We start from the raw sequence: 21,822 nt of genomic DNA, 5'->3' as shown, positions 1-21,822 counted from the left end.
GGAAGGTTTGAAACTCCGACGTCCCGTCCCGCTCCCCTGTTCAAAGGCCGGGAAGACGGTCACTTGGAGAGCGGGCGGACGACGTATCAGAAGAAATTGCCGATCGTAAACTCGAACAGCAGGGGGTCATCATCCGGTCGCCGCGTGATCGGGATTCCCCACTCGAAGCGCAAGGGACCGACCGGCGAGAACCAACGGAAGCCAAAGCCCACCGAGTGGAACAGTCCCAGGGGGACGTCGTCCTGCAGATCCTGGAAGAAGCGCTCGTTGGTGGCGAAAGCATTTCCCGCGTCATAGAAGACCACGCCGCGGATGCCGGCCTTCTCGAGGATGGGGAACTCCAGCTCCAGGTTGACGATGAGCTGCTTGTTGCCGCCCACGTTGAGCCGCTCGATGGGGGCGTCCGGCGAACCCGAGCGGGGCGCCAGCAGCGAGGGGCTGATGCTGCGCAGCAGGTAGCCGCGCACCGAGTTGATACCACCCAGGTAGTAGAGCTCGGAGATGGGCAGCGGGCGGTTGGGATCCAACTGCTGGATGTAGCCCACGGTGGCGTTCGTCTTGAAGACGGCGCCCAGCGGCAGCGGGAAGTAGAGGCGCGAGTAGGCGGTGTACCGGGTGAAGAGGAACGAGCCGCCGAGGAACGAGGGCGCGTACTCGACCGAGCCGTAGTGGATGAAGCCCTTGGAGGGGAAGAGGCGGTTGTTGCGCTTGTCGTAGGTGAGGGACAGGCGCACCGAGCTCGTCACGCCACTGAGGAAGCGGTTGGCCAGCAGCACGCCGCCGTAGCTCTCCGCGGCCTGCACGTCCACGTGCTCCTGCGAGTAGCCCACGTTGACGAGCAGGTCCTCGAGCACCTGATAGCCCAACGACAGGTTGCCGCCCGTCGACAGACGGGTGAAGTCGAGGTAGTCCGCCTCCACGCGGGAGAAGTCCACGGACAGGAGGAAGTTGGTGTCCAGGAAGTAGGGATCGAAGTACGACAGCTGGACGAGCGAGCGCAGGCTGGAGATCTGCGCCGAGGCCGACACGCTCTGCCCCCACCCCAGGAAGTTGTTCTGCGACACCTGGGCCGTGAAGATGAAGCTCTCCACGTTGGAGAAGCCGAGGCCCACCTGGAAGGTACCGGTGGCCTTCTCCTTCACCTCCACCTGGACGACGATGGTGTCCTCGCGGCTGCCCGGCCGCTGCGTCACCTCCACCGTCTCGAAGAAGCCGAGCGCCGTCACGCGATCCTTGCTGCGGCGCACGCCGGTGCCACTGTAGAGCTCGCCCTCGTAGACGCGCAGCTCGCGGCGGATGACCTTGTCGCGCGTCTTGGTGTTGCCGATGACGTCGATGCGCTCGATGGAGACCTGCGGACCCTTCTGCACGTCGAAGGTCAGGTCCACCGTCCTCTCATCCGCGTTGATCGACGTGACGGGGTTGATGTTGGCGTAGGCGTAGCCGCGGTCGTAGTAGACGTCGGTGATCGCCTGGATGTCCTGGCCGAGTTGCGTGCGGCTGAAGTGCGTGCCCGTCGAGGACGTCATCAGCTTCGCCAGTTCCTCCTTGGGCACCACCAGGTCACCCGCGAAGTCGATCTTCCCGATGTCGTAGCGCTCCCCTTCCGTCACGCGGATGGTGACGTAGATGTAGCGCTTGTCGGCGGAGAGCGAGACGGTGGGCTTGTCCACCCGGACGTTGATGAAGCCCTCGTCGTAGTAGGTGGCCTGGATGACCGCCAGGTCACGCTGGAACACCTCCTCGCGGTAGGTGCCCTCGCCGGTGATGAAGGAGAGGTAGCCGCCCTCCTTGGTGAGCATCACGTCCTTGAGCTTGGCGGCAGGTACCTTCTCCGCGCCCAGGAAGACGATGTCCTTCACCATCACCTTGGAGTTCTCGTCGATGTCGAAGACCACATCGACCTGGCCGCCCTCCAGGGGGACGACCCTGTGGTTGACCTCGGCGAGGAAGTAGCCCTTGTCGATGTACTTCTCCTGGATCTTCTTCTGGGTGCGGCGAACCGCGTCCATGTCCAGGATGGTGAGCGCCCGGATCTCGATGGACTCCTTGAGGTCGTCCTGACTGAGCTCCTCGTTGCCAGAGAGCTTCACGGTCCGGATGGAGGGGCGCTCCTGCACGCGCACCACGTAGGTGATGCCGCCGGTGGGCAGGCGCTGCACCAGCAACTGCACGTCGCTGAAGTAGCCGAGCGCCCAGACGGCCCGGAGATCCTCGGCGGTGCGCGTCTCGTCGAAGACCTGGCCCACCTGGGTGCGGAGGGCGCGGCGGACGGCCTCGGACTCGACGCGGCGGTTGCCCTCGATGCGGATTTCGACGACCTCGCCCTCACGGACCTCGCGATCGGGGGCGACCGGAGCGTCGGAGCCGGGCATGGCGGGAGCCGGAGGGAGCGCCGCGGGAGGCACGGAGGCCGGCGGAGTGCCCTGGTCGTCCGCCTGCGCAAGCACGCGACCGGGCATCACCGTCCAAACGGCGGCGAGGAGCGGGAGAAGGAACTTGAGCGAGAGAACGGGGAGCCTCAAGGCAATCGGGCCGGTAAAGGGCGGAGCAATCTACGAGAGGAATTCAGCGGGTCTCAATGAGAAAGCGCGACAAGAGAGCTGGAGACGTCATGCCTCGGTCACCTGGCCGGTCACCAACCGGAGCCGTCGGGGCATGGAGCGGGCCAGTGCCTCGTTGTGGGTGACGACCACGGCGGTGATGCCCAGGTCCCGGTTCACCTCGCGCAGGAGCTGGTGGATGCCCTCGCCGGTGGCCGGGTCCAGGTTTCCGGTGGGCTCGTCGGCGAGCAGCACCGCCGGCTTGAGGACCAGGGACCGGGCCAGGGCCACGCGCTGGGCCTCGCCGCCGGACAGCTCCCCGGGCCGGTGCTCCACCCGGCTCCCCAACCCCACCCGCTCCAACAGCTCGCGGGCGTAGGCATAGGACTCGGTCCGGTCCCGCCGCTGGATGAGCGCCGGCATGGCCACGTTCTCCAGGGCCGTGAACTCGGGCAGCAGGTAGTGGCTCTGGAAGACGAAGCCGATCGTCCGGTTGCGGAAGTCGGCGATCTCCGCGTCGTTCATCGCGAAGACGCTCCGGCCCTCGAAGAGCAGCTCGCCGGCGGCCGGGATGTCCAGCGTGCCCAGCACGTGCAGGAAGGTGCTCTTTCCCGCTCCGGACGCACCGATGAGGCTCACCAGCTCGCCCTTCTCGATGTCCAGGGACACGCCGCGCAGCACGTCGATGCGCTTGCCGTGCAGGAAGTAACTCTTGAAGACGTTGCGGATGGAGAGCAGTGCCATCGTCCTCACTCCGCCTTCAGACCTTCCACCGGCTCCACGCTGCTCGCCTTGAGCGCGGGATAGATGGACGCCAGGTAGGTGACGAGTACCGCGATGACCACCGAGAGCGCGGTCTGCAGCGGCTCGATCTTCACCGGCAGGTTCGGGATGTAATAGACGGACGGGTCCAGTTTGATGCCCACCTTCAGGATGAAGTAGCACCACGTCAGACCGGACAGGAGTCCGAGCAGGCCCCCCGCCACGCCAATCTGCAGGCCCTCGGCGAGGAAGATCTTCACGATGCCGCCGTCGGAGACACCCAGTGCCTTGAGCACGGCGATCTCCTTGCGCTTCTCCAGCACGAGCATGATGACGGTGGCCACGATGAGGCCGGCGGCCACCACGATGATGATGGACAGGATGATGCCCATCACCAGCTTCTCCAGCCGGAGGGCGGAGAAGATGTTGCGGTGGATCTCCCCCCAGTCGCGGGCGCGGTAGGGGTAGCCGCCCACCTCGCGCGACGCCGCCGAGGCGATACGCCGGGCATCATCCACGTCCGCCACCTTCAGCTCGATGCCGCTGGGGCCATCGGCGCCGAAGAGCTTCTGCGCCTCGGAGAGCAGGATGTAGGCGAACTTGGCGTCGTACTCGTACATGCCCGAGTAGAAGATGCCCGCGACGCGGAAGGCGCGGCTCTTGGGGATGAGACCGGCGGGGCCCAGCTCCGCGCCCTGCGGGGAGATGACGTTCACCCGGTCCCCCACCACCACCCGCAGGATGGCGGCCAGCTCGCGGCCGAGCACGATGCCGGGCAGCACCTTCTCCTCGGCGCTCTTCGAGCTCTTGCCGATGATGGGGTCTACCTCTTCCTCCTCGTCCTGCTCGTTGGAGGGCTGCTGGCCGAATCCCCCGAACGCGCGCCGGGGGACGATCTTCTGGGGCGTCTCGAGGTTGTCCAGCTCGCCGCCCGGCAGCATGTTCTTGCGCAGATCCAACACCGAGCCCACCGTCTCCGGATCGATGCCCTTGAGGACGATGCCCTGCACCTCGTCCTCGGCGAGCACCATCACCGGGTTGTCGATGGAAGGCGTCTGCCCGATCACCCCGGGCACCTTGGAGATCTGCTCCATCAGCCGCTTGTACTCGGGCAGGTGGCCCGCGTACTTCGACACCACCACGTGCGAGTGGGCTCCGAGGATCTTCTTCTGCAGATCCTCCTCGAAGCCGCTCATCACCGACAGGACGATGATAAGCGCCATCACGCCCACGCCCACCCCCCCCACCGAGAGCGCCGTCATCATCATGGTGGGCGACTGCTCGCGCAGCTTGAGGCGGTTGAGCGCGGACGCGGCGGCGAGCGGATCCTGCAGCCCCAGGGCGCGGATGCGGCTGCGCTCCACGGCCGCCTCCACCGCGCGGATGATGCCGTAGACGACGAGGGGCGGAATGATGCCGAACATCAGCACCGCCAGCGTGCCCAGCAGCAACGAGGGGCGGAACACGCCCACGTGGCGCCGGGCGACGAAGAGCTCGAAGCCGAGCTTCAGGTCCAAGCGCCCACTGCCCGCCGCGATGAAGCCGGTGTTGATGCCCAGCACCAGCATGAGCACCAGCAGCGAGAAGACGAGCCAGTACCCCACCACCGGGCGGCCGAGCATGTCCGCCACGTACGTCACCTCGCGCAGCCGGTAGCCCAGCGACACCTGGAGGTCGGGGATCTGCTCGATGAGCGTCAGCATGATGGGCACGGGCAGGCCCAGGTAGATGACACCGATGGTGGCCTCGGGCATGGCCACCCGCCGCGCGCGCGAGGCGCCGACGAAGCCGCACACGAAGGCCACCAGCGACGCGACGATCAGCGAGATACCGAAGGCGATCGTCGGCGCCAGGCCGCGCTCCCCGCTCCCTCCACTGGCCAGGAACGTCTGCAGGAGGATGAGCACCAGCTCCGCCAGCAGGATGCCGCCACCGTAGGCGCCCAGCGTGCTCCAGTAGAAATCACGGTACTGCGCCAGCCGCGGGTACAACGCCGCCCCGGCGGCCGGGCTCGGCCCCTCGGTAGGAGCGGGAGCCCGCCGGATGCCGGTGGCGATGAGCGCCCAGCCCACCAGCCAGGCCGCCGCACCGGAGAGGAGATACTCGGTGCCGACGATGCCCACCGAGGAAGGCACGGCGGACTGCACCGGCATCAGCGCCAGCGCGTTGAGCGTCTGCACGAGCCCGCCCCAACCGATCACGGACAGGCCGAGCACGCCCGTCACCCGCTCCCAGGCATCCGAACGGGTGATGGCCACGCCGAGCAGCACGGCGCCAACGAGCGCCACGAGGGCGCCGCTCCAGATGAAGCTCCAGCGGTAGACGGTCTGCCGTTCGGCGTTCACGAGGTTTCCTGCCTACTTCGCAAGCGGCTTGAGGAGGGGGAAAAGAATGACGTCGCGGATCGACGGTGAATCCGTGAACAGCATGGCGACGCGATCAATCCCGATGCCCTCGCCGGCCGTGGGCGGCATACCGTGCTCGAGCGCGCGGATGTAGTCCTCGTCGAAGTCCATCGTCTCCTGCTGGCCCCGCTGCCTGGCCTCCAGCTGGGAGAGGAAGCGTCCCTTCTGATCGATCGGATCGTTGAGCTCGGAGAAGGCGTTGCCGATCTCCCGGCCGGCGATGAAGAGCTCGAAGCGGTCGGTGATGTCCGGGTTCTGGTCGTTGCGGCGCGCCAGCGGGCTCACGGCCGTGGGGTAGTGCGTGATGAACGTGGGGTGCACCAGCTTCTGCTCCACGTGGTGCTCGAAGAGCGCGCCCACCAGTTCCCCGTGGTGCATCGTCTCGATGGCGCGGCGCTCGGCCTCCCCGTGCGTCGTCTCGAGCAGCTCGTGGCGCAGCCGGTCCGCGTCCGCCATGTCCTTGTCGCTGAGCGAGGGGACGACCTCGCGGATGGCCTCGGTCATGGGGATGCGCCTCCACCCCTTGCCGAAGTCCAGCACGTGACCCTGGTAGGACACCTTCGTGTCCCCCGTCACCGCCTTCGCCGCGCCCGAGAGCATCTCCTCGGTGAGGTCCATCAGGTCCTCGAACGTGGCGTAGGCCTGGTAGAACTCGAGCATCGTGAACTCGGGGTTGTGCCGGGTGCTGATGCCCTCGTTGCGGAAGTTGCGGTTGATCTCGTAGACGCGCTCGATGCCGCCCACCACCAGGCGCTTGAGGTACAACTCCGGGGCGATCCGCATGTACAGATCGATGTCCAGGGCGTTGTGGTGGGTGACGAAGGGACGGGCCGCCGCGCCGGACACCAGCGGGTGCATCATCGGGGTCTCCACCTCGATGAAGTCGCGCGCGTCGAGGAAGTCCCGGATGTAGCGGATGAGCTTGTTGCGCTTGAGGAACGTCTGCTTGACCTCCGGGTTGGAGACCATGTCCAGGTAGCGCTGGCGGTAGCGGACCTCCACGTCCGTGAGGCCGTGCCACTTCTCGGGCAGGGGCCGCAGGGACTTGGTGAGCGGCACGAACTTCGTGGCCGCCAGGGTCAGCTCGCCCGTCTTCGAGCGGAACACCGTGCCCTGCACGGCGACGAAGTCACCCATGTCCGTGAGCTTGAAGAGCTCATAGGCGTCCCCGAGCGCGTCCTTCTTCAGGTGCGCCTGGATTTCCCCGGAGCGGTCACGCAGCTTGACGAAGGCGGCCTTGCCGAAGCTGCGCACGGCCACGATGCGGCCGGCCACGTCATAGGCGGTGGGCTCGGCCTTCTCGAGCTCCTCCATGGACTGGTTGCCGTGGCGGGCGAGGATGTCCGCGGCCAGGTGCTGGGGACGGTAGCCGTTGCCGTACGGGTTGAAACCGGAATCCCGCCATTTGCGCGCCTTGTCGAGGCGCTGGTCGTAGATCTCCTGCTCCTTGGACCCGAGGTCCGCTTCCGCGTTCGTCTTGTTCTCTGGAGTGTCAGCCATGGGCATCCCGTAAGGGCGCGGCACCGTAGCCAAGCGCACCCCGGGACGCAACGAATGGACGCGGGATATGTTCCCTTCAGGGCGCGGACATGATGAGGAAGGCCCCCACCGCCGCCGCGAGGAGCAGCGGGATGAGGATCTCCACCGGCAGGCGGTAATGCGCGTGCATCAGGCTCAACCGCCTCAGCCCGAAGCGGCGCTGCCGCTTCACCCGCGTCATCACCCTGGAAGCCAGCGCGGGCGGAGCCTTCTGCTTCTCCACCTGGCGCAGCCGCAGCACGGTGCTCGAATAGCGCTGCCAGCCCTGCTGGCACTCGCCACACCCGTCCAGGTGCGAGCGGACCTCCTTCGCCTTGTCGGCGGGGAGCTCCTCGTCGGCGAGGGCGATGAAGAGGGCCCTGGTCTCGCGGTGGCTGAGCTGCGCTGGCATGTCCCGGAGTCTCCGCTGAAAGCCGTTCATTCCTCAAGCCGTCCCAGGAGATCCGCCAGCTTTTCCCGCGCCCGGTGGAGCCGACTCTTCACGGTTCCCAACGGTAGCTCGGTGATGTCGACGATCTCCTCGTACGAAAGCCCCTCGATGTCCCTCAACGCCACCAGCATGCGCGGCTCGGGGTCCAGCTGGGAGATGGCCCACTGCACCCTTGCCTGCTCCCGTGCCGACTCCAACGCCGCGTCCGGCCCCGGCGGCGAGCCCAGGAGCTCCGCCAGCGCCCCCTCGTTCTGCTCGCCGTACTCCTCCGACCGTCCCCTCCCCCGCCGATTCAGGTACTTCAGCCGGTTGATGCAGTGGTTCTTCCCGATGCGGAACAGCCACGTGGACAGCCGGGAGTCCTCCCGGAACTTCGCGAGGTGCTGGTGGGCGCTCACGAAGATGTCCTGCACCAGGTCGTTCGCCTCCTCCCGGTCCCCCAGCATCCGCACGCAGAAGTCATAGAGCCGGTCCTGGTGCGCCCGCACCAGCGCCTCGAAGGCCTCCGGGTCGCCCCGCCGCAACCGCGCCAGCAACAGGCGCTCCTCGCTCGAGGCGGCATCGGACTCGCCCGTCACCGGCGTCCCCTCCACATCCACGCCGAGCACCCCGCTCGATGGCACCGGTGACCTCCCACGCGGCCTACACCGCGCGTTTCCATCCTACCCGTCCCGCGCTCCCCTGTTCCGCGACCTTGGACAGCGAGGTCGCGGAAAGGTTCCCGCCTGCTTCCCGGGCTACTCGGGGGCGTTGCGGTTGGGGTTCTTCACGCCCATCAGCTGGGCGGTGACGAACTGCTCGAGGTCCCCGTCCAGCACCGCGTCCACGTTGCCCGTCTCCACGCCGGTGCGAAGGTCCTTCACCATGCGGTAGGGGGCCAGCACGTAGGAGCGGATCTGCGAGCCGAAGGAGATGTCCTTCTTCTGCGCCTCGGCGGCGGCCTGCTCGGCCTCGCGCTTCTTCAGCTCGATTTCGTAGAGGCGCGCGCGGAGGATCTTGAAGGCCATGTCCTTGTTGGCCGACTGCGAGCGCTCCGTCTGGCAGGTGATGAGGATGCCGGTCGGCAGGTGGCGCAGTTGCGCCGTCGAGGAGGTCTTGTTGACCTTCTGGCCGCCCGCGCCACCGCCGCGGATGAACTTCAGCTCGTAGTCCTTCTCCGGGATGTCGATCTGGATGGAGTCGTCGACCTCCGGGTAGACGTCCACCGAGGCGAAGGCCGTCTGACGGCGCGCGTTGGCGTCGAAGGGGCTGATGCGCACCAGCCGGTGCACGCCCACCTCGGCCTTGAGGTAGCCGTAGGCGAACTCGCCCTCGATGCGCAGCGAGACGTTCTTGAAGCCCGCCTCTTCACCCGGCACCGCGTCGTTGATTTCAACCTTCCAGCCCTTGCTCTCGCAGTAGCGCGTGTACATGCGCATGAGCATGGCGGCCCAGTCCATGGAGTCCGTGCCGCCCGCGCCCGCGTTGATGTCCATGAAGCAGTTGGACCGGTCCTGCTCGCCGGAGAGCATCCGCGCCAGCTCCAGCTTGGAGACCTCCGCCTCGAGCGAGGAGAGGGATTCCTCGGCCTCCTTCGCGCTGGCCTCGTCGTTGGCCTCGGCCGCCAGCTCGAAGAGCACCTGCGCGTCGTCCAGGCCGCGCAGCGTCTTCTCGAAGGAGCTCACGCTCGACTCCAGCGTGGACTTCTCCTTGAGCATCGCCTGCGCCTTGGTGTTGTCGTCCCAGAAGTTGGGGAGCGTGGACTCCCGCTCGATCAGCGCGATACGTGACCGCTTGCGATCGAGGTCAAAGATGCCCCCTGAGCGCCATCAGACGCTCGCGAAGCCCGCCGATTTTCTCCATCGAGTCGTTCGCCATGTGTTTCCTCAGTGTGCGAGCGAGGACTCCCCGCGCGCGATTTCCGAATCTTCAGCTGCCAGAAGCCTTCAGGGAAGGAGCGAGTGGCTCCGCGGAGCGATCCGCCGCCGGAGCCCGCCCCCGCGCCAGCGTCAGCGCGCCCGCCATCCCCAACGAAATGGGCAGGATGAGCGCGATGAGGCGCCAGTTGTCCTGATCGAACGGGGGCAGCACCTTGAGCACGAGCCCCAGCACCCCCAACCCGGCCAGCACCCGCCACAGCAGCCGCAACCGCTCCCGGGCCCTCTCCGAGCCGAACATCAACTGGAAGCCCAGCGGCAGCGCCAGCACGGTGAGCGGATTGGCCAGGAAGAGGTTCTCGTTGCGGTACGTCACCGTGTGGTCGGTGAACAGCCACATGACGAACAGGGCGAAGCCGGGAATCCCGAACACCAACCCCACCAGCACGTTCTGCAGGCCGAGCAGCACGCGGGGAGCGCGCCCTCCGCTCCGCCGGCCCCAGAGCGCGAGACCCACCGCGCCGCCTCCAAACACGAGGCCCAGCACCAGCAGCACGGGCCCGTACTTCGGGGGCTGCTCGGGAAGCGCCGGACGGCCCTGTGCCGTGTAGAGATTCACGGTCTTCGCGACCAGCGGGCGCTTCTGCCCGTCCTCCCCCACCACCTGCGTCTCCGCCACCCGCCGCTCCAGCTCGTCCGGGAGGAAAGCCTCCTGCCAGCGGGTGACGGGCTTGTCGATCTCGTCGTTCATCAGGAAGTCGAGCAGCAGGCTCATCGGCGGGCCGACGTCCGTGTAGCGGCGCGTATGGTCTCGCAGCGTCATCCGCCCGGGAACGTTCATCGCATGGTGCAGCTGCCCACCGAGCACCTTATCGATTCCATCACGCAACCGCGTCACGCAGTTGTCGTTGTAGTGGTGGTACACGTAGTGGCGGTTCTCCGGCAGCACGTTCACCGCCAGCAGCCGTCCCAGCTCCACCCGCTGCGCGGGCGTCAGGGCGAGTTCCTGCAGCCGCACGTCCCGGTTCTGCGAGCGGTAGAAGCGGAACGTCCCCGAGGCGCTCGCGTCGTCCACCCAGAACTCGAGCCGCCCCATCGCGTAGCGCGCCAGCATGCGCTCGTCGAAGGAGAACATCCCGTAGTTGTAGAGGCGCGACTGCCGCAGCCGATGGTCCTCCACCACCAGCGAGCCATGCCCCCACCATGACGCCACATCGTCCCCGGGCCCGAAGGTGACCAGGTAGATGGACAGGTCCTCGCCGCGGCTCTCGCCCGTCCCCCAGGGGGGCATCTCCTGAGCGCGCGCCGGGGTGGCGGCCATCAGCAGCAGGCCGAGCAGGCAGGTCATCACTGGAGCAAGACGAGGCATTGTCCGTCCCAACAAACGAGGGCGGCCTACCTATCATGTGTGCCGCCCGACTCAACCCCGCGTGTACCCGTCAGGTGAGCGGGCGTTCAGTAACTCCCGCGGCCAGACAGGCCCGCCCCTGGGCCGCTGCCGCGAAGCACGGTGAGGCCCGTGGCCTCTGTCTCGGCATCGTGACGGAGCGAAGCCAGGGAGCAGAACCCATCCGGCTTTCACCCCAACTGCGAACATTGAAATGTGAATGTACAGAATACTCGCGCCACACTGTGCTGAGGATGACTGCTTAGCTAGCGAGTCATAACGATGTATAATCCAGTGCGCATCAAAGGCTGCGGTTGCCAGGGCCATCCCATCGAATTCCAGGGGTGGAGCCAATAAGCCCTGGAGCCATTCCTCGCCTTTCGAACAGAGAGCCCCACAGCACCTGAAGCCAACCCATCTGGGGGAAGACACATGGAGCCGGTTTCAACGAAAGCGCCAGGGTTCCCCAATGCGCCGACTCCAGATCCCGGGTTTCAGGCTGACCCCCCACTTCCTTGGTGGAAGCAGATGGAACACCTGTCCCTGCTGTCCCGGAGCATTTCCCAGAAGGATGTGAGTGCCTCGGCGGTCGACGCCGAGCCCCAGACAGGACGCGAGGGTGCACTGGCACTCGTCTACCGCGAGGTAAGGCTCGTCTGGGACTTCATCCGCTACGACCTGTCTTCGACCGTCGTCCCCATGTTCCTCTTCATGCTTGCCGCCGCGAAGCACGGCGACGTGAGGGGAATCGAGTTCCTGGCTGGCCTGGGTCGGGGACTCATCTACTTCGTCCTCTTCGTGCTGTCTTTCTGCATCGCCAATCAAATGGCGGGAGTGGAAGAGGACCGGATGAACAAGCCCGACCGGCCCCTCGCGCGAGGAGATGTCTCCCTCGAAGGTGCCAGGGTGCGCTGGCTCATCAGCATGGGCCTCTTCACCCTGGTGGGTTGGTGGTTCGGGGTGCTGAAGTGGACTGTCGGATGGCAGGCCATCATCTACCTGCACAATTTCAGGAGCTGGGCCAAGCACTGGCTCACCAAGGACCTGAGTATGGGCCTGGGTGTGCTGTTCCAGCTGTTGCCCTCGTGGGCGCTCATGTCGCCGCTGACGCCTGAGGTGTGGCGCTGGACCTGGGTGCTCGCCACCACCATCTTCCTGCTGGTTCCCGTGCAGGATCTCCGGGACATGGCGGGAGATCGGCTGTCCGCCAGGAGGACCATGCCCCTGGAGATCGGGGAGTGGCCGACCCGGCTCATCCTCGCGGCGGGCTTCTCGCTGCTCCCCCTTGCCATGCACTTCTGGATGTTCGCGCCCGAAGGGGCGAGCTGGACCGTGTGGGGATGTGAAGCCACCGCGACGCTCATCAGCCTCATGATCGCTGGCCGGGTGCTTCTACTCAGAACACCTCGCGCCGATCATTGGACCTACGTGCTGTTCACGATCTGGTTCTGCGTCATACTCGGCAGTGCCATCATCCTGCTGTGAGAGCCACCGGGGGCCAGGCACCGTCAAGGCCTGTCCGCTGGAAGCTGGGACAGGCGGGCCTGCCGGCTCCCGGCCGTGTCCCCCCGGCTGCGCTGAGGGGCACGGCCTCCACGGGTGAGCCCCGAGCCCCGGATGCATCACGCTCCCCTACGAGCGGTGATGGACTCGCGCGAGAATGCGGCTGGGCCGCAGTGTCACCTCGACGACGGGCTTGACCGTCTGACCGGGGAGGACATCGATGTGGACGCGTTGAACGAGTGTCGCGAGCAGGAGCGGCGCTTCGATCATGAAGAAGTGCACCCCCAGGCAGGCGTGGACCCCCGCACCAAAGGGGAGGTAGGCATACTTGGGGAGCTTCGACTCCTGCTCCGGAGCGAAGCGATCCGGATCGAACCGCTCCGGATCCGGGAAGTACTCCGGGTTGCGATGCAGTGTGTACGGGCAGACGGCCGCGAAGGTCCCCTTGGGAACTTGATACCCGTCGATCTCCACGTCCCGGCGGGCCTCACGCCCGAAGAAATAGGCCACCGGGTAGATGCGCATGACCTCTTTGACCACCTGGTGGACGTAGGGAAGACTGGCGAGATCTTCATACGTGGGCGCCCTGCCCTGCAGAACCTCGTCCACCTCTTTGCGCAGCCGCTCGTAGACCTCCGGGTGCTTTGAGAGCAGGTACCAGGTCCAGGCCAGGGTATTCGCGGACGTCTCGTAGCCTGCCGAGAAGATGAAGATCAGGTTGTCCCGCAGCTGCTCGTCGCTCAATCCCTGCCCATCCTCCCCGCGAACCCCCATGAGCATCGAGGCGAAGTCCTGGGTAGCAGGGCACCCGGCGTGACGGCGCGAGGAGAGCTTCTCCATCAGCATTCCGCGAATGAAGGCAAGCGCCTTCTTCAACTCACGATTGCGCTTCGTGGGCAGCCAAAGCGGAACCGGAACGATGTTGGCGACCAGGTGATTGGAGTACTCCAGGCAGGTGGTGAGCGCGGCCCCGAAATCGTCCGCCTCATCGAGCACCTCCAGACCGAGGAGCGTCTTGCCGACGATCCGCATCGTCAACCGGAGCATCTCCTGGCCGACGTCGATCTCCTGACCATCCGTCCACCGCGCCTGAGCCTCCAGGGTCGCCTTCACCATCGGCTCGGCGAACATGCTGACCCGGCGCGGCTGGAACGTGGGCGCCATGATCTTGCGGTAGGTGCGGTGCTCCTTGTTGGGCAGCAGAACCAGGCTGTACCGGCCGAAGATGGGCAGCAGCGCATTGACGGCGAGCCCGCCCTCGAAGGCATCCGCGTGCAGAGAGGTCACCTCCTGGAGCGCCCGCGAGGAGTTGACCAGCATGATGGAGAGTGGGCCGACCCTGAAGAGGCCAAGCTCCCCACATTCGCGCCGGACACGGTTGAACAGCTCGAGCCGCTCGTTCCGGAAGGACCGGAGGCTACCAATGAGCGGCGGCTCCTGAAGCCTGGGGAGAGCCTTGGGCATGATGGGATTACCTCAGAACATCTGGCCGAGAGCGACCATCCACGCCCCCGACCGGCGCGATGTCGGAAACAACGTCCTCTGACATCTGGGTGGAGTTCTTCGCGCTCATCTCGTGCCAGCTATAGGCGCCAACGAAGTCGTTCACCTTCGCCGCGACCTCGCGCACGAGGCTCATGGCACTATCCGACGCACGGACGCCGCTCAACGTCTCGTCCATCATCTTCGACAGCTCGTTGACCGCCTGGAAGATCTGCTCGATGCCGGAGTTCTGCTGGGTGACAGCCACGGAGATCTGCTTCACGGACGACGCGTTGTCGCGGACGATCACCGACAGTTGGCCGATGTTGTTACCCGAGGCCCGGACCTGCTCGAGGCTCTCCTCGATCCTCTGGCTCCCCTGCTCCGTGATCTGCACGGTGGTACGGATCGCCGAGCTGATGTCATAGAGGATGTCACGAACGTTGTTCGTCGACTTGATGGACTTGTCAGCGAGCGTTCGGATCTCCCGGGCGACGATGCCAAAGCCCTTGCCATGCTCTCCGGAGCGCACGGCCTCGATGGCGGCGTTGAGCGCGAGCATGTTGGACTGATCCGCCAGATCCTTCACCGTCGTGGTGATGTTGGCGATCTGCCGCGCGCTCTGGTCCAACGCCTTGATGCGGTTCTCCATCTCCTTGACCTGCTCGCGGATGACCTTGAGGCCATCGAGACTCTGCTCGACAGCGGCCTCTCCGGAGCGGCGGATCAGATCGGCCTGCTCCGCCTGCTTGAGCACGGCCTCGGCCTTCTGGGCCGCCAGCGCGGAGGTCTGCTTGATCTCCTGCGCGGTCACCTGCGTCTCCTGCAGAGCCGCGGCCTGCCGCGTGAGGATCGTCCCCTGCTTGCTGCTGGAATCCCCGAGCTCCTCGGCCGACCTGCCCAGCAGGCGCGCCCACTCCGCGAGCGAGAGCGACAGGGACTTGAGCTGATCGAAGGCGTTCGCGGTGGCGCGAGACAGATCGCCAATCTCGTCCGTGGACAACCACTCGGGCAGCTTGGGAGCCCCGGTCGCCAGACCCAGGATGGACTCGCGAACCGCCATCATGCCCTCCGCCTGGTGTCGAGCCAGACGCACGCCAGCCAGCAGGGCGTTCGCCAGCAGGTAGGTCTCGATCAGCAGCAGCGGCAGGAATGAATCGGCCACCAGCTCCGACCGGGCCGCTTGCAACAGGGTGGAGAGCTGGGAGGAGTCGAGCTGCGAGCTCTGGGCGATCAACTGCTCGAACTTGTTGTAGACCTGACGCACCACGATGGTGCCGTTCACAACCACGGCGGTGATGGTGGAGAGACCGAACGCATAGCCCAGGTACCAACGCTGCCGGGGCCACAGCAATCCCCCGCCCTGAAGCTTCGCCTTGGGATTGGCATGGAACAGCTCGATCGCGTACGGACGGAACAGCCGCTCGAGGCTGATGCGCACCTGCAGCATGCCGAGCTGGCAGAACATCATCGTCACGAACACGCCCCAGAACACCGTCCACAAGCTCCGGTTGAACCAGAGGCACGCGGTGATGATGAACCCGGCAGTCCCAGCCAACACCAACAAGGACCAGGCCATTTCAAGGGCCCGGGGGGCCTTGAGGATACGCTCGAGCCTTCTCTCCTCCGGCTCGCCGGGAACGGAGATCAGAGCCCCTTTCGTAATCTTGTAGGCCGCGAACCAGGGACCCAGCATACCCACGAGCGCGTTCACCGGTGGGATGATGTACGTCAGAGCGAGCACGCCTTCCTCGCCCGTGAGTCCTATCACCAGCGCCACCGTGTAGACCAACGGCACGAGCGCCGGCACGAGGTTGAGCTGATAGGTGAAAAAGACCCGCCAGGTCAGGCGCTTGGCCTCTTCTTGAGTTCTTGGCTGGAGCATTGGAACAGGCACCTTCGCGCGATCACGCCGACAGTCCTTTCTCAGAGGCTAGCAACCGCGACGTGACACGTAAAGAGAAGCTCCCTCCACACCCAGTCTCACCGGAAAGGTACTTCACTACAGCAATCCCACTCCCGTGAGATGGTAACGAACAGCCATTGGAGGAAACTGGCGAGCAGACCCACTCAGGTCATGAGCTTGCGAGCCCTGGGGGCCACGGCGTCGCCCACCATCCCGCTCTCGCCCAGGAGCCGCTCCTCGGCACGCGCCATCTTCTGCGCGTCCTTGGGGCGCTCGTGGTCGTAGCCCAGCAGGTGCAGCAACCCATGCGCCAGATAGCGCGCCACCTCCGACTCCAGCGTGCGCTCGTACTCCTTCGCCTGGAGCTTCGCCGTGTCCAGGGAGATGACCACGTCCCCGAGCTGCCTCGGCCCGGGCGTGCCCTTGGGCAGGTCCCCCGCCGGGAAGCTCAGCACATCCGTGGCCTTGTCCTTCTTGCGCCAGGTGCGGTTGAGCCGGCGGATCGCATGATCGCCCACCAGCGAGATGGACAGCTCGCACCCGGAGAGCTCCAGCTTGCGCAGGAACGTCTCCGCCAGCTCCGTCACCTGTTTGGAGAAGCGCTTGCCCTGCGGGTGCGCCACCTGCACCGTCACCCGGTTGTCCGCGGGCGCCTTCGTCTCCTCCTCGAAGTGCGCCAGTTCCACCCGGAAGGCCGGCGCGCAGACGGAGTAGTAGTCACACGCGCCCTGCCCATCGTTGCGGTACACCACCCGGCGACCCCTCGGCACCAGCCCCAGCTCCCCTTCGCCGATCAGCTGGCGCCGGCCGTCCACCACCAGCGTCAGCTCGCCCTTGAGGATGATGACCACCTCGTCGAACTCGGGCGTCCGCGCCGGAGCGGACCAGCCCGGCGGCGCCAGCATCCGCGCCACCGACAGGGAGTCCGTGCCCGTCGTCGCCACGCCCACGAACTCCTCGACGCGCTTCCCATCCTCGCGGGGGATGATCTTCCCCTTGCGCAGCTTCACCACGTTCGGCCTCCTCGGGCCGCGCGCCTCAGGTGCCAGTCCCCGCCGGGCGCGCCTTGCCGTCCTGCTTCGTCCCCGCCGCCACCGTCAATGCCGGCCCCTTGGGGCCCGCCTGCAGCGCTCCCGCGGGGTACTCGGGGCGCGCATGGTAGATGCCCTCCAGCGTGTGCAGGAAGGACTGCGCGATGAGATTCAAGTCCCTGAGCGTCAGATCGCACTCGTCCAGCTGGCCCTCGGAGAAGATGAGGTTGATCATCTTCTGCACCTGGGATTGCAGCCGGGGAGTGGTGGGCTCGGGCAGGGCCCGCGTCGAGGCCTCCACCGCGTCGGCGATCATCACCAGCGCCGCCTCGCGGAACTGGGGCTTGGGACCCGGGTAGCGGTAGATGCTCTCGTCGATGGGAGGAGCGCCTTCCTTGCCCTCCTGATCCTTGACGGCCTTGTGGAAGAAGTAGCCCACCAGGCGCGTGCCATGGTGCTGCGGAATGGCATCCGCCACCAGCTTGGGCAGCCGGTACTGGCGCGCCATCTCCAGCCCCTCGGTGACGTGGCGCTTGATGATGACGGCGCTCATCGCCGGGGCGAGGCTGTCGTGCTTGTTCTCGCCCTTCTGGTTCTCGCCGAAGTAGAGCGGATTCCGGCCCTTGCCGATGTCGTGGTAGTACGCGCACGAGCGTGCCAGCAGCGGATTGGCGCCAATGGCCTCCGCCGCGTTCTCCACCAGCGTCCCGATGATGATGGAGTGGTGGTAGGTGCCCGGGGCCTGGACGATGAGCTCCTTGAGCGCCGGGTGGTTGAGGTTGGCCAGCTCCAGCAGCTTCAGATCCGACGCGTAACCGAAGACGGACTCGATGAGCGGCGTGAGCGCCATCACCATCACCGGCACCGCCAGCGAGGTGCCCGCGAAGGCGAACAGGGCCGTGATGAGCGTGTCGCTGGTGAGCCCCTTGCCCTCCGCCAGGAAGAGACAGAGCACCGCCACCAGGTTGACGGCGCCAGTGGCCAGGCCCGCCCGGAAGATGCCCACCCGATCCTTGGCCCGGGTGATGCGGTCGGCCGCCACCAGCGCCCCCACCAGGGCGTAGATGCCGAAGGACAGCGAGTTGCCCAACATCACCCCGCAGAGGCACGCCAGCACCACCGCGAAGAAGAGCGCGAGATCCTCCGAGAGGACGAAGCGCACCAGCATCGCGCCGGCCGCCACCGGGAACGCGTAGTAGAAGGCCTCCAGGGGCAGCACCGTGTACCGGTCCTGCACCGCGTCCGCGATGGACACCCACAGCTGCAGCAGGCCCAGCATCATCACGAGCAGCAGGCCCAGCAGCAGCCCGTCCTTGCGCGTGGGACGGAAGCGCCGGAAGGCCGCCCGGCAGAAGACGTACGTGGCGGAGATGAGCAGCGCCACCAGCCCCGTGCCACCCACCTGCAGCTGCACCAGATCCAACCGGTCCGTCTGGACGCGCATGCCCCGGATGGTCACCAGGTGCAACTCGTTGACCAGCTCGCCATCCCCGATGACCCGCTGGCCCTTCTTGATGGAGATGACGGCGTCCTTCACCGCCATCGCCGCCTGACGCCGCCGCGCGTCCGTCTCCGCCAGGTTGATGGTGAGGTTGGGCCGCACCAGCCGCTTGGACAGCCGCAGCACCGCCCGCCGCTGCACACCCGGCGCGTCCGGCAACAGGTTGCCCGGAATGGAGGCGAAGCGATCCAGCTCCGTGTGTGCCTCGCGCACGTCCACCACCGTGGGCGCCGTGCCCGGCAGCGTCTGCTCACCGTTGTGCCGCAAGTCCCGCACGGTGATGCCCTGCGGACCCTCGCGCGCCAGCTCCTCGCGCGAGTTCGCGATGTAGACCGGCGCGGGCTCGGAGAAGCCGTACGCCCGCTCCACCAGCGCCAGCGTGGCCGCCTCCACCGCCTCGGAGAAGCGCGACGCGTACAACGCCTGGAAGTCGTCGGAATCGAGCGCCGCGTCCCTGCGCCCGAACAGGAGCACCTGGAAGTCCTCCCGCAGCGCCTCCATCTCGCGGCGCTGGCGCTCGCGCTCCTCCTGGGGGGTCGGCTTGCGCGCCTTGGCCCCCTCCACCGCCGCGGGCACCTCGGCCGACTCCTTCGCCGCCAGCCGCTGGCGCATCTCCGCGAAGGCCCCGCCCACCGCCGCGCGGATCTCCGACACCACGCCCGGACTCAGGTCGTACACCGGCCGCACCGCGCCGCGCGCATCCTGACGCAGTTGCTCGGTCCTCGCCTGGTGGAGGATCTCGTAGTCCCGCCCGGCCTTGAAACCCGCCGGAGAGTTCGCCCGGAAGGGCTTGCCCAGGTTCTCCTCGGAGAGGGCGGGGATCTGCTGGCTGTAGAGACCCGGGGAAATGACGAAGCCAGCCGCCACTGAGACGGCCAGCAGCAACACCAGGCTTGTCAGGCGCCGGCCCCAACGGGGGCCGAGCCGGAAGCGGTGAGCTAGCGCGTCCAGCGGACTGGGTCCGGGGGGCGACGATTCCGGTTCGGCCATGGATCGAGCAACCTATGAGAGACGCGGCGGATTCTTCAAGCAAAGTGGGCGGCGGGAAGGGATTCCGCCGCCCACGCCTGCCTGCCCAGCCGCCGGGCCAGGAAAAATCAGGGGTTTGAGGTGTCGGATTCCGGCGTTACCGCCGATTCCTGAGCCGCGGCTCCCTCGGCTTCCTTGCCGAGCGCCTTGGCCGCCTCCTTGGCCGCCTGCTGTGCCGCATCGTAGCGGTCATAGGCGCGGATCACCTCCTGCACCAGCGGGTGACGGACCACGTCCACCTCGGTGAACTCGGAGATGCAGATGCCCTCCACGTTCTTGAGGATGGAGCGCGCGTGGTGCAGACCGCTCGTCTTGCCCGTGGGCAGGTCCACCTGCGTCACGTCGCCGGTGATGACCGCCTTGCTGTTGTAGCCCAGACGGGTGAGGAACATCTTCATCTGCTCGACGGTGGTGTTCTGCGCCTCATCGAGGATGACGAAGGAGTCGTTGAGCGTGCGGCCGCGCATGAAGGCCAGCGGAGCCACCTCCACCACCCCCTGCTCGATGAGGTGCAGGGCACGCTCGACGGCCATCATGTCGTGCAGCGCGTCATAGAGCGGGCGCAGGTAGGGGTTGACCTTCTCGGCCAGGTCGCCCGGGAGGAAGCCCAACTTCTCGCCGGCCTCCACCGCGGGACGCGCCAGGACGATGCGCTTGACCTTGCGCTCCTGCAGGGCGGCGACCGCCATGGCCATGGCCAGGTACGTCTTGCCCGTGCCGGCGGGGCCGATGCCGAAGACGATGTCGTGGGCGCGGATGGCGTCCACGTAGCGCTTCTGCGCGATGCTCTTGGGGGAAATCTGCTTGTTGCCCGAGCTCTTCAGCACGGGGCCCAGCATGACGTCCTGGAGGGACTCGGCGCCGCCGCGGCCGAGCACCTTGATGGCCTGCTCGACGTCCTCGCGGTAGACGGGACGCCCCGCCCGGATGATGCCCTCGAGGTTCTCCACCAGACGCACCGTGAAGGCCACGGCATCGGCGGGTCCCGATAGATGAAGCTCGGTCCCTCGCTGTCCGACCCGAACACCGAGCCGGCGCTCCATGAGCTTCAAGTTTTCATTCTGGTTGCCACACAAGGCCAGGGTGGTCGCGTTATCGCGGACATCCACCTTGGCGGAGGTGGGGCTGACTGCTGCTTGGGCCTCTACAGTGGCGGGGTTTCGCAATGCGTCCAATCCCTCGGGGGTGGTTTCCGACAATTCGTCCTCACTTCAAGCTAACGCCCTCCCACTCACGGCGAAAGGCGGAAGCAATCAACCTGCCTAGCGCAGGGGAGACAGGAGGATGAACTGCCGATCTGACGTCCGGCGATAGTAGTAATCGTCCCGCCAGGGGTAGCGCAGATCCTCCCGCTGTAGGAGACCCACCTCCACCAGCGCATCCAGCCGCTCGGGTAGGGCCCCCTTTTCCAGTCGAAACACTTCCAGTGCGGCTTCGATTCGGGCTTGTTGCGCGCGCGCCAGAAGACGCTGGGCCGCCGGGTCCGCGAACGAGGAGGCCGAGTCGTCGCCCAGGTCCCAGGTATCCGGCCGCAGGCGCGAGCCCACGAAGCCAAGCGCGGCCAGCACGATGACGGTGACGACGGCGCGGGCCACCATGCCGCCCACCCGGACGATCAGACCCGCCCCACCCGAGGAAGAGGCCCGGCCCGAGACCTGATGGGCGCGGATGTACTCGAGGTTGAGGAGGTTGACGAGCGCCTTGCAGGTCTCGAACTCGCCCAGGCAGCTGAGGTCCACCAGCTTGCGCACGTCGCGGCCGGGGGCGATGAGCTCGTAGACGCGACGCTCGGTGCTGCCGATGGACTTGAACTCGCCCTTGTTCTCGTCCTTCTTCTCCTCGGAGAAGGCGTCGTCGAAGGCGGCGTCGAAGTCGTCCTCCTTCGGCTGGGACCTGGAGGCGGGTAGCTCCTTGATCCGCTCGAAGGTCATCGCCTCGTGGGGGAGCTTCTTGCGGACGTGGGGCCACTCGTCCACCATCCGGAAGCCTTCCATCAGCACGCTCTCGGCACGCAGCGGCGTGATGGACTCGCTGTCCGCCTGGACGTCCTCCTGCTTGAACTCGTAGGTGCCCGCCTTCCAGGAGAAGAGCCCGTAGAGGGTCTCCGTCACCTGGAGTTGCATCATCTGCTTGAGCTTCTGGGCGGAGATGGCACCGGTGGAGGTGAGCACGTCGCCGAGCCGCTTGAGGGTGCGCTTCTGCGTCTCCAGCGCGCTCTCGAGCTGCTGCTCGGTGATGAGCTCGGCCCGCACCAGCATGTTGCCGATGAGGTCCTTCTTCTTCCGGGTGATGCTCTCGGCACGGACGATGTTGCCGTCCCGGAAGAAGACCTGGACATCCTGATCCTTGCTCTTGAGGTACAGCACACCGGTCTTCTGCTGCTGCCCGATGAGCTGCAGGATGTCCGCGATGCCGAAGTCCTTGAGCGTTCCCGTGAGGGCCATCGTC

Annotated in this window: 15 protein-coding genes; 1 reads left to right on the top strand and 14 read right to left on the bottom strand. The window is 66.5% G+C overall.

The genetic code is table 11. The features are described from left to right. Positions 1-86 precede the first annotated feature (86 nt). The 8 genes from bamA to JQX13_RS34875 form a co-directional block, all read right to left on the bottom strand. Positions 87-2,375, bottom strand: a complete 2,289-nt coding sequence (gene bamA, locus JQX13_RS34910; protein ID WP_239015420.1) for an outer membrane protein assembly factor BamA — start codon at positions 2,373-2,375, stop codon at positions 87-89. 237 nt (positions 2,376-2,612) lie between these two features. Continuing rightward, the gene (locus JQX13_RS34905) at positions 2,613-3,287 is read right to left on the bottom strand and encodes an ABC transporter ATP-binding protein (RefSeq protein ID WP_203403783.1); all 675 of its coding nucleotides are present in this window, start codon (positions 3,285-3,287) and stop codon (positions 2,613-2,615) included. Between the two features lie 5 nt (positions 3,288-3,292). Next, complete coding sequence (locus JQX13_RS34900; RefSeq protein WP_203403782.1) at positions 3,293-5,650, bottom strand: ABC transporter permease; 2,358 nt, start codon at positions 5,648-5,650, stop codon at positions 3,293-3,295. Positions 5,651-5,662: 12 nt separating this feature from the next. Then, complete coding sequence (gene lysS / locus JQX13_RS34895; protein ID WP_203403781.1) at positions 5,663-7,210, bottom strand: lysine--tRNA ligase; 1,548 nt, start codon at positions 7,208-7,210, stop codon at positions 5,663-5,665. Positions 7,211-7,286: 76 nt separating this feature from the next. Next, complete coding sequence (locus JQX13_RS34890) at positions 7,287-7,640, bottom strand: anti-sigma factor family protein (protein WP_239014037.1); 354 nt, start codon at positions 7,638-7,640, stop codon at positions 7,287-7,289. 26 nt (positions 7,641-7,666) lie between these two features. Then, complete coding sequence (locus tag JQX13_RS34885; RefSeq protein ID WP_203403779.1) at positions 7,667-8,302, bottom strand: RNA polymerase sigma factor; 636 nt, start codon at positions 8,300-8,302, stop codon at positions 7,667-7,669. 114 nt (positions 8,303-8,416) lie between these two features. Next, a protein-coding gene (prfB, locus tag JQX13_RS34880; protein ID WP_239014036.1) for a peptide chain release factor 2 occupies positions 8,417-9,536 on the bottom strand; the annotation gives its coding sequence in 2 pieces (ribosomal slippage) (positions 8,417-9,466 and positions 9,468-9,536; 1,119 coding nt in all). 51 nt (positions 9,537-9,587) lie between these two features. Next, a complete protein-coding gene (locus JQX13_RS34875) occupies positions 9,588-10,904 on the bottom strand; it encodes a DUF4105 domain-containing protein (protein ID WP_203403778.1) in 1,317 nt (438 codons plus the stop codon). Positions 10,905-11,450: 546 nt separating this feature from the next. Here JQX13_RS34875 and JQX13_RS34870 point away from each other — a divergent pair. After that, complete coding sequence (locus JQX13_RS34870; RefSeq protein ID WP_203403777.1) at positions 11,451-12,407, top strand: UbiA family prenyltransferase; 957 nt, start codon at positions 11,451-11,453, stop codon at positions 12,405-12,407. A 147-nt stretch (positions 12,408-12,554) separates the two neighbouring features. Here the strand turns inward: JQX13_RS34870 and JQX13_RS34865 are convergent, their stop codons facing one another. From JQX13_RS34865 to JQX13_RS34840, 6 genes are all read right to left on the bottom strand, one after another. Next, positions 12,555-13,889, bottom strand: coding sequence for a cytochrome P450 (locus JQX13_RS34865; protein WP_203403776.1), 1,335 nt, complete (start codon positions 13,887-13,889; stop codon positions 12,555-12,557). Positions 13,890-13,896: 7 nt separating this feature from the next. After that, entirely contained in the window at positions 13,897-15,792 is a 1,896-nt protein-coding gene (locus tag JQX13_RS34860) for a methyl-accepting chemotaxis protein (protein WP_203403775.1), read from the bottom strand. A gap of 185 nt (positions 15,793-15,977) precedes the next feature. After that, on the bottom strand, positions 15,978-16,823 hold the full coding sequence (gene ybeY, locus JQX13_RS34855; protein ID WP_203412346.1) for an rRNA maturation RNase YbeY: 846 nt from the start codon (positions 16,821-16,823) through the stop codon (positions 15,978-15,980). A 28-nt stretch (positions 16,824-16,851) separates the two neighbouring features. Beyond that, positions 16,852-19,335 carry an HD family phosphohydrolase gene (locus tag JQX13_RS34850; RefSeq protein WP_203403774.1) on the bottom strand — a complete coding sequence of 828 codons (2,484 nt, stop codon included), beginning with the start codon at positions 19,333-19,335 and terminating at the stop codon, positions 16,852-16,854. Between the two features lie 107 nt (positions 19,336-19,442). Beyond that, positions 19,443-20,540 carry a PhoH family protein gene (locus JQX13_RS34845; protein ID WP_239015417.1) on the bottom strand — a complete coding sequence of 366 codons (1,098 nt, stop codon included), beginning with the start codon at positions 20,538-20,540 and terminating at the stop codon, positions 19,443-19,445. A 96-nt stretch (positions 20,541-20,636) separates the two neighbouring features. After that, the gene (locus JQX13_RS34840) at positions 20,637-21,818 is read right to left on the bottom strand and encodes a DUF4388 domain-containing protein (protein ID WP_203403773.1); all 1,182 of its coding nucleotides are present in this window, start codon (positions 21,816-21,818) and stop codon (positions 20,637-20,639) included. Positions 21,819-21,822 lie beyond the last annotated feature (4 nt).

The organism is Archangium violaceum (genome assembly GCF_016859125.1).
In the GTDB taxonomy this organism is placed as follows: domain Bacteria; phylum Myxococcota; class Myxococcia; order Myxococcales; family Myxococcaceae; genus Archangium; species Archangium violaceum_A.
Note: the sequence above shows the minus strand (reverse complement) of the source record. Positions and strands in the feature narration are given on the sequence as shown.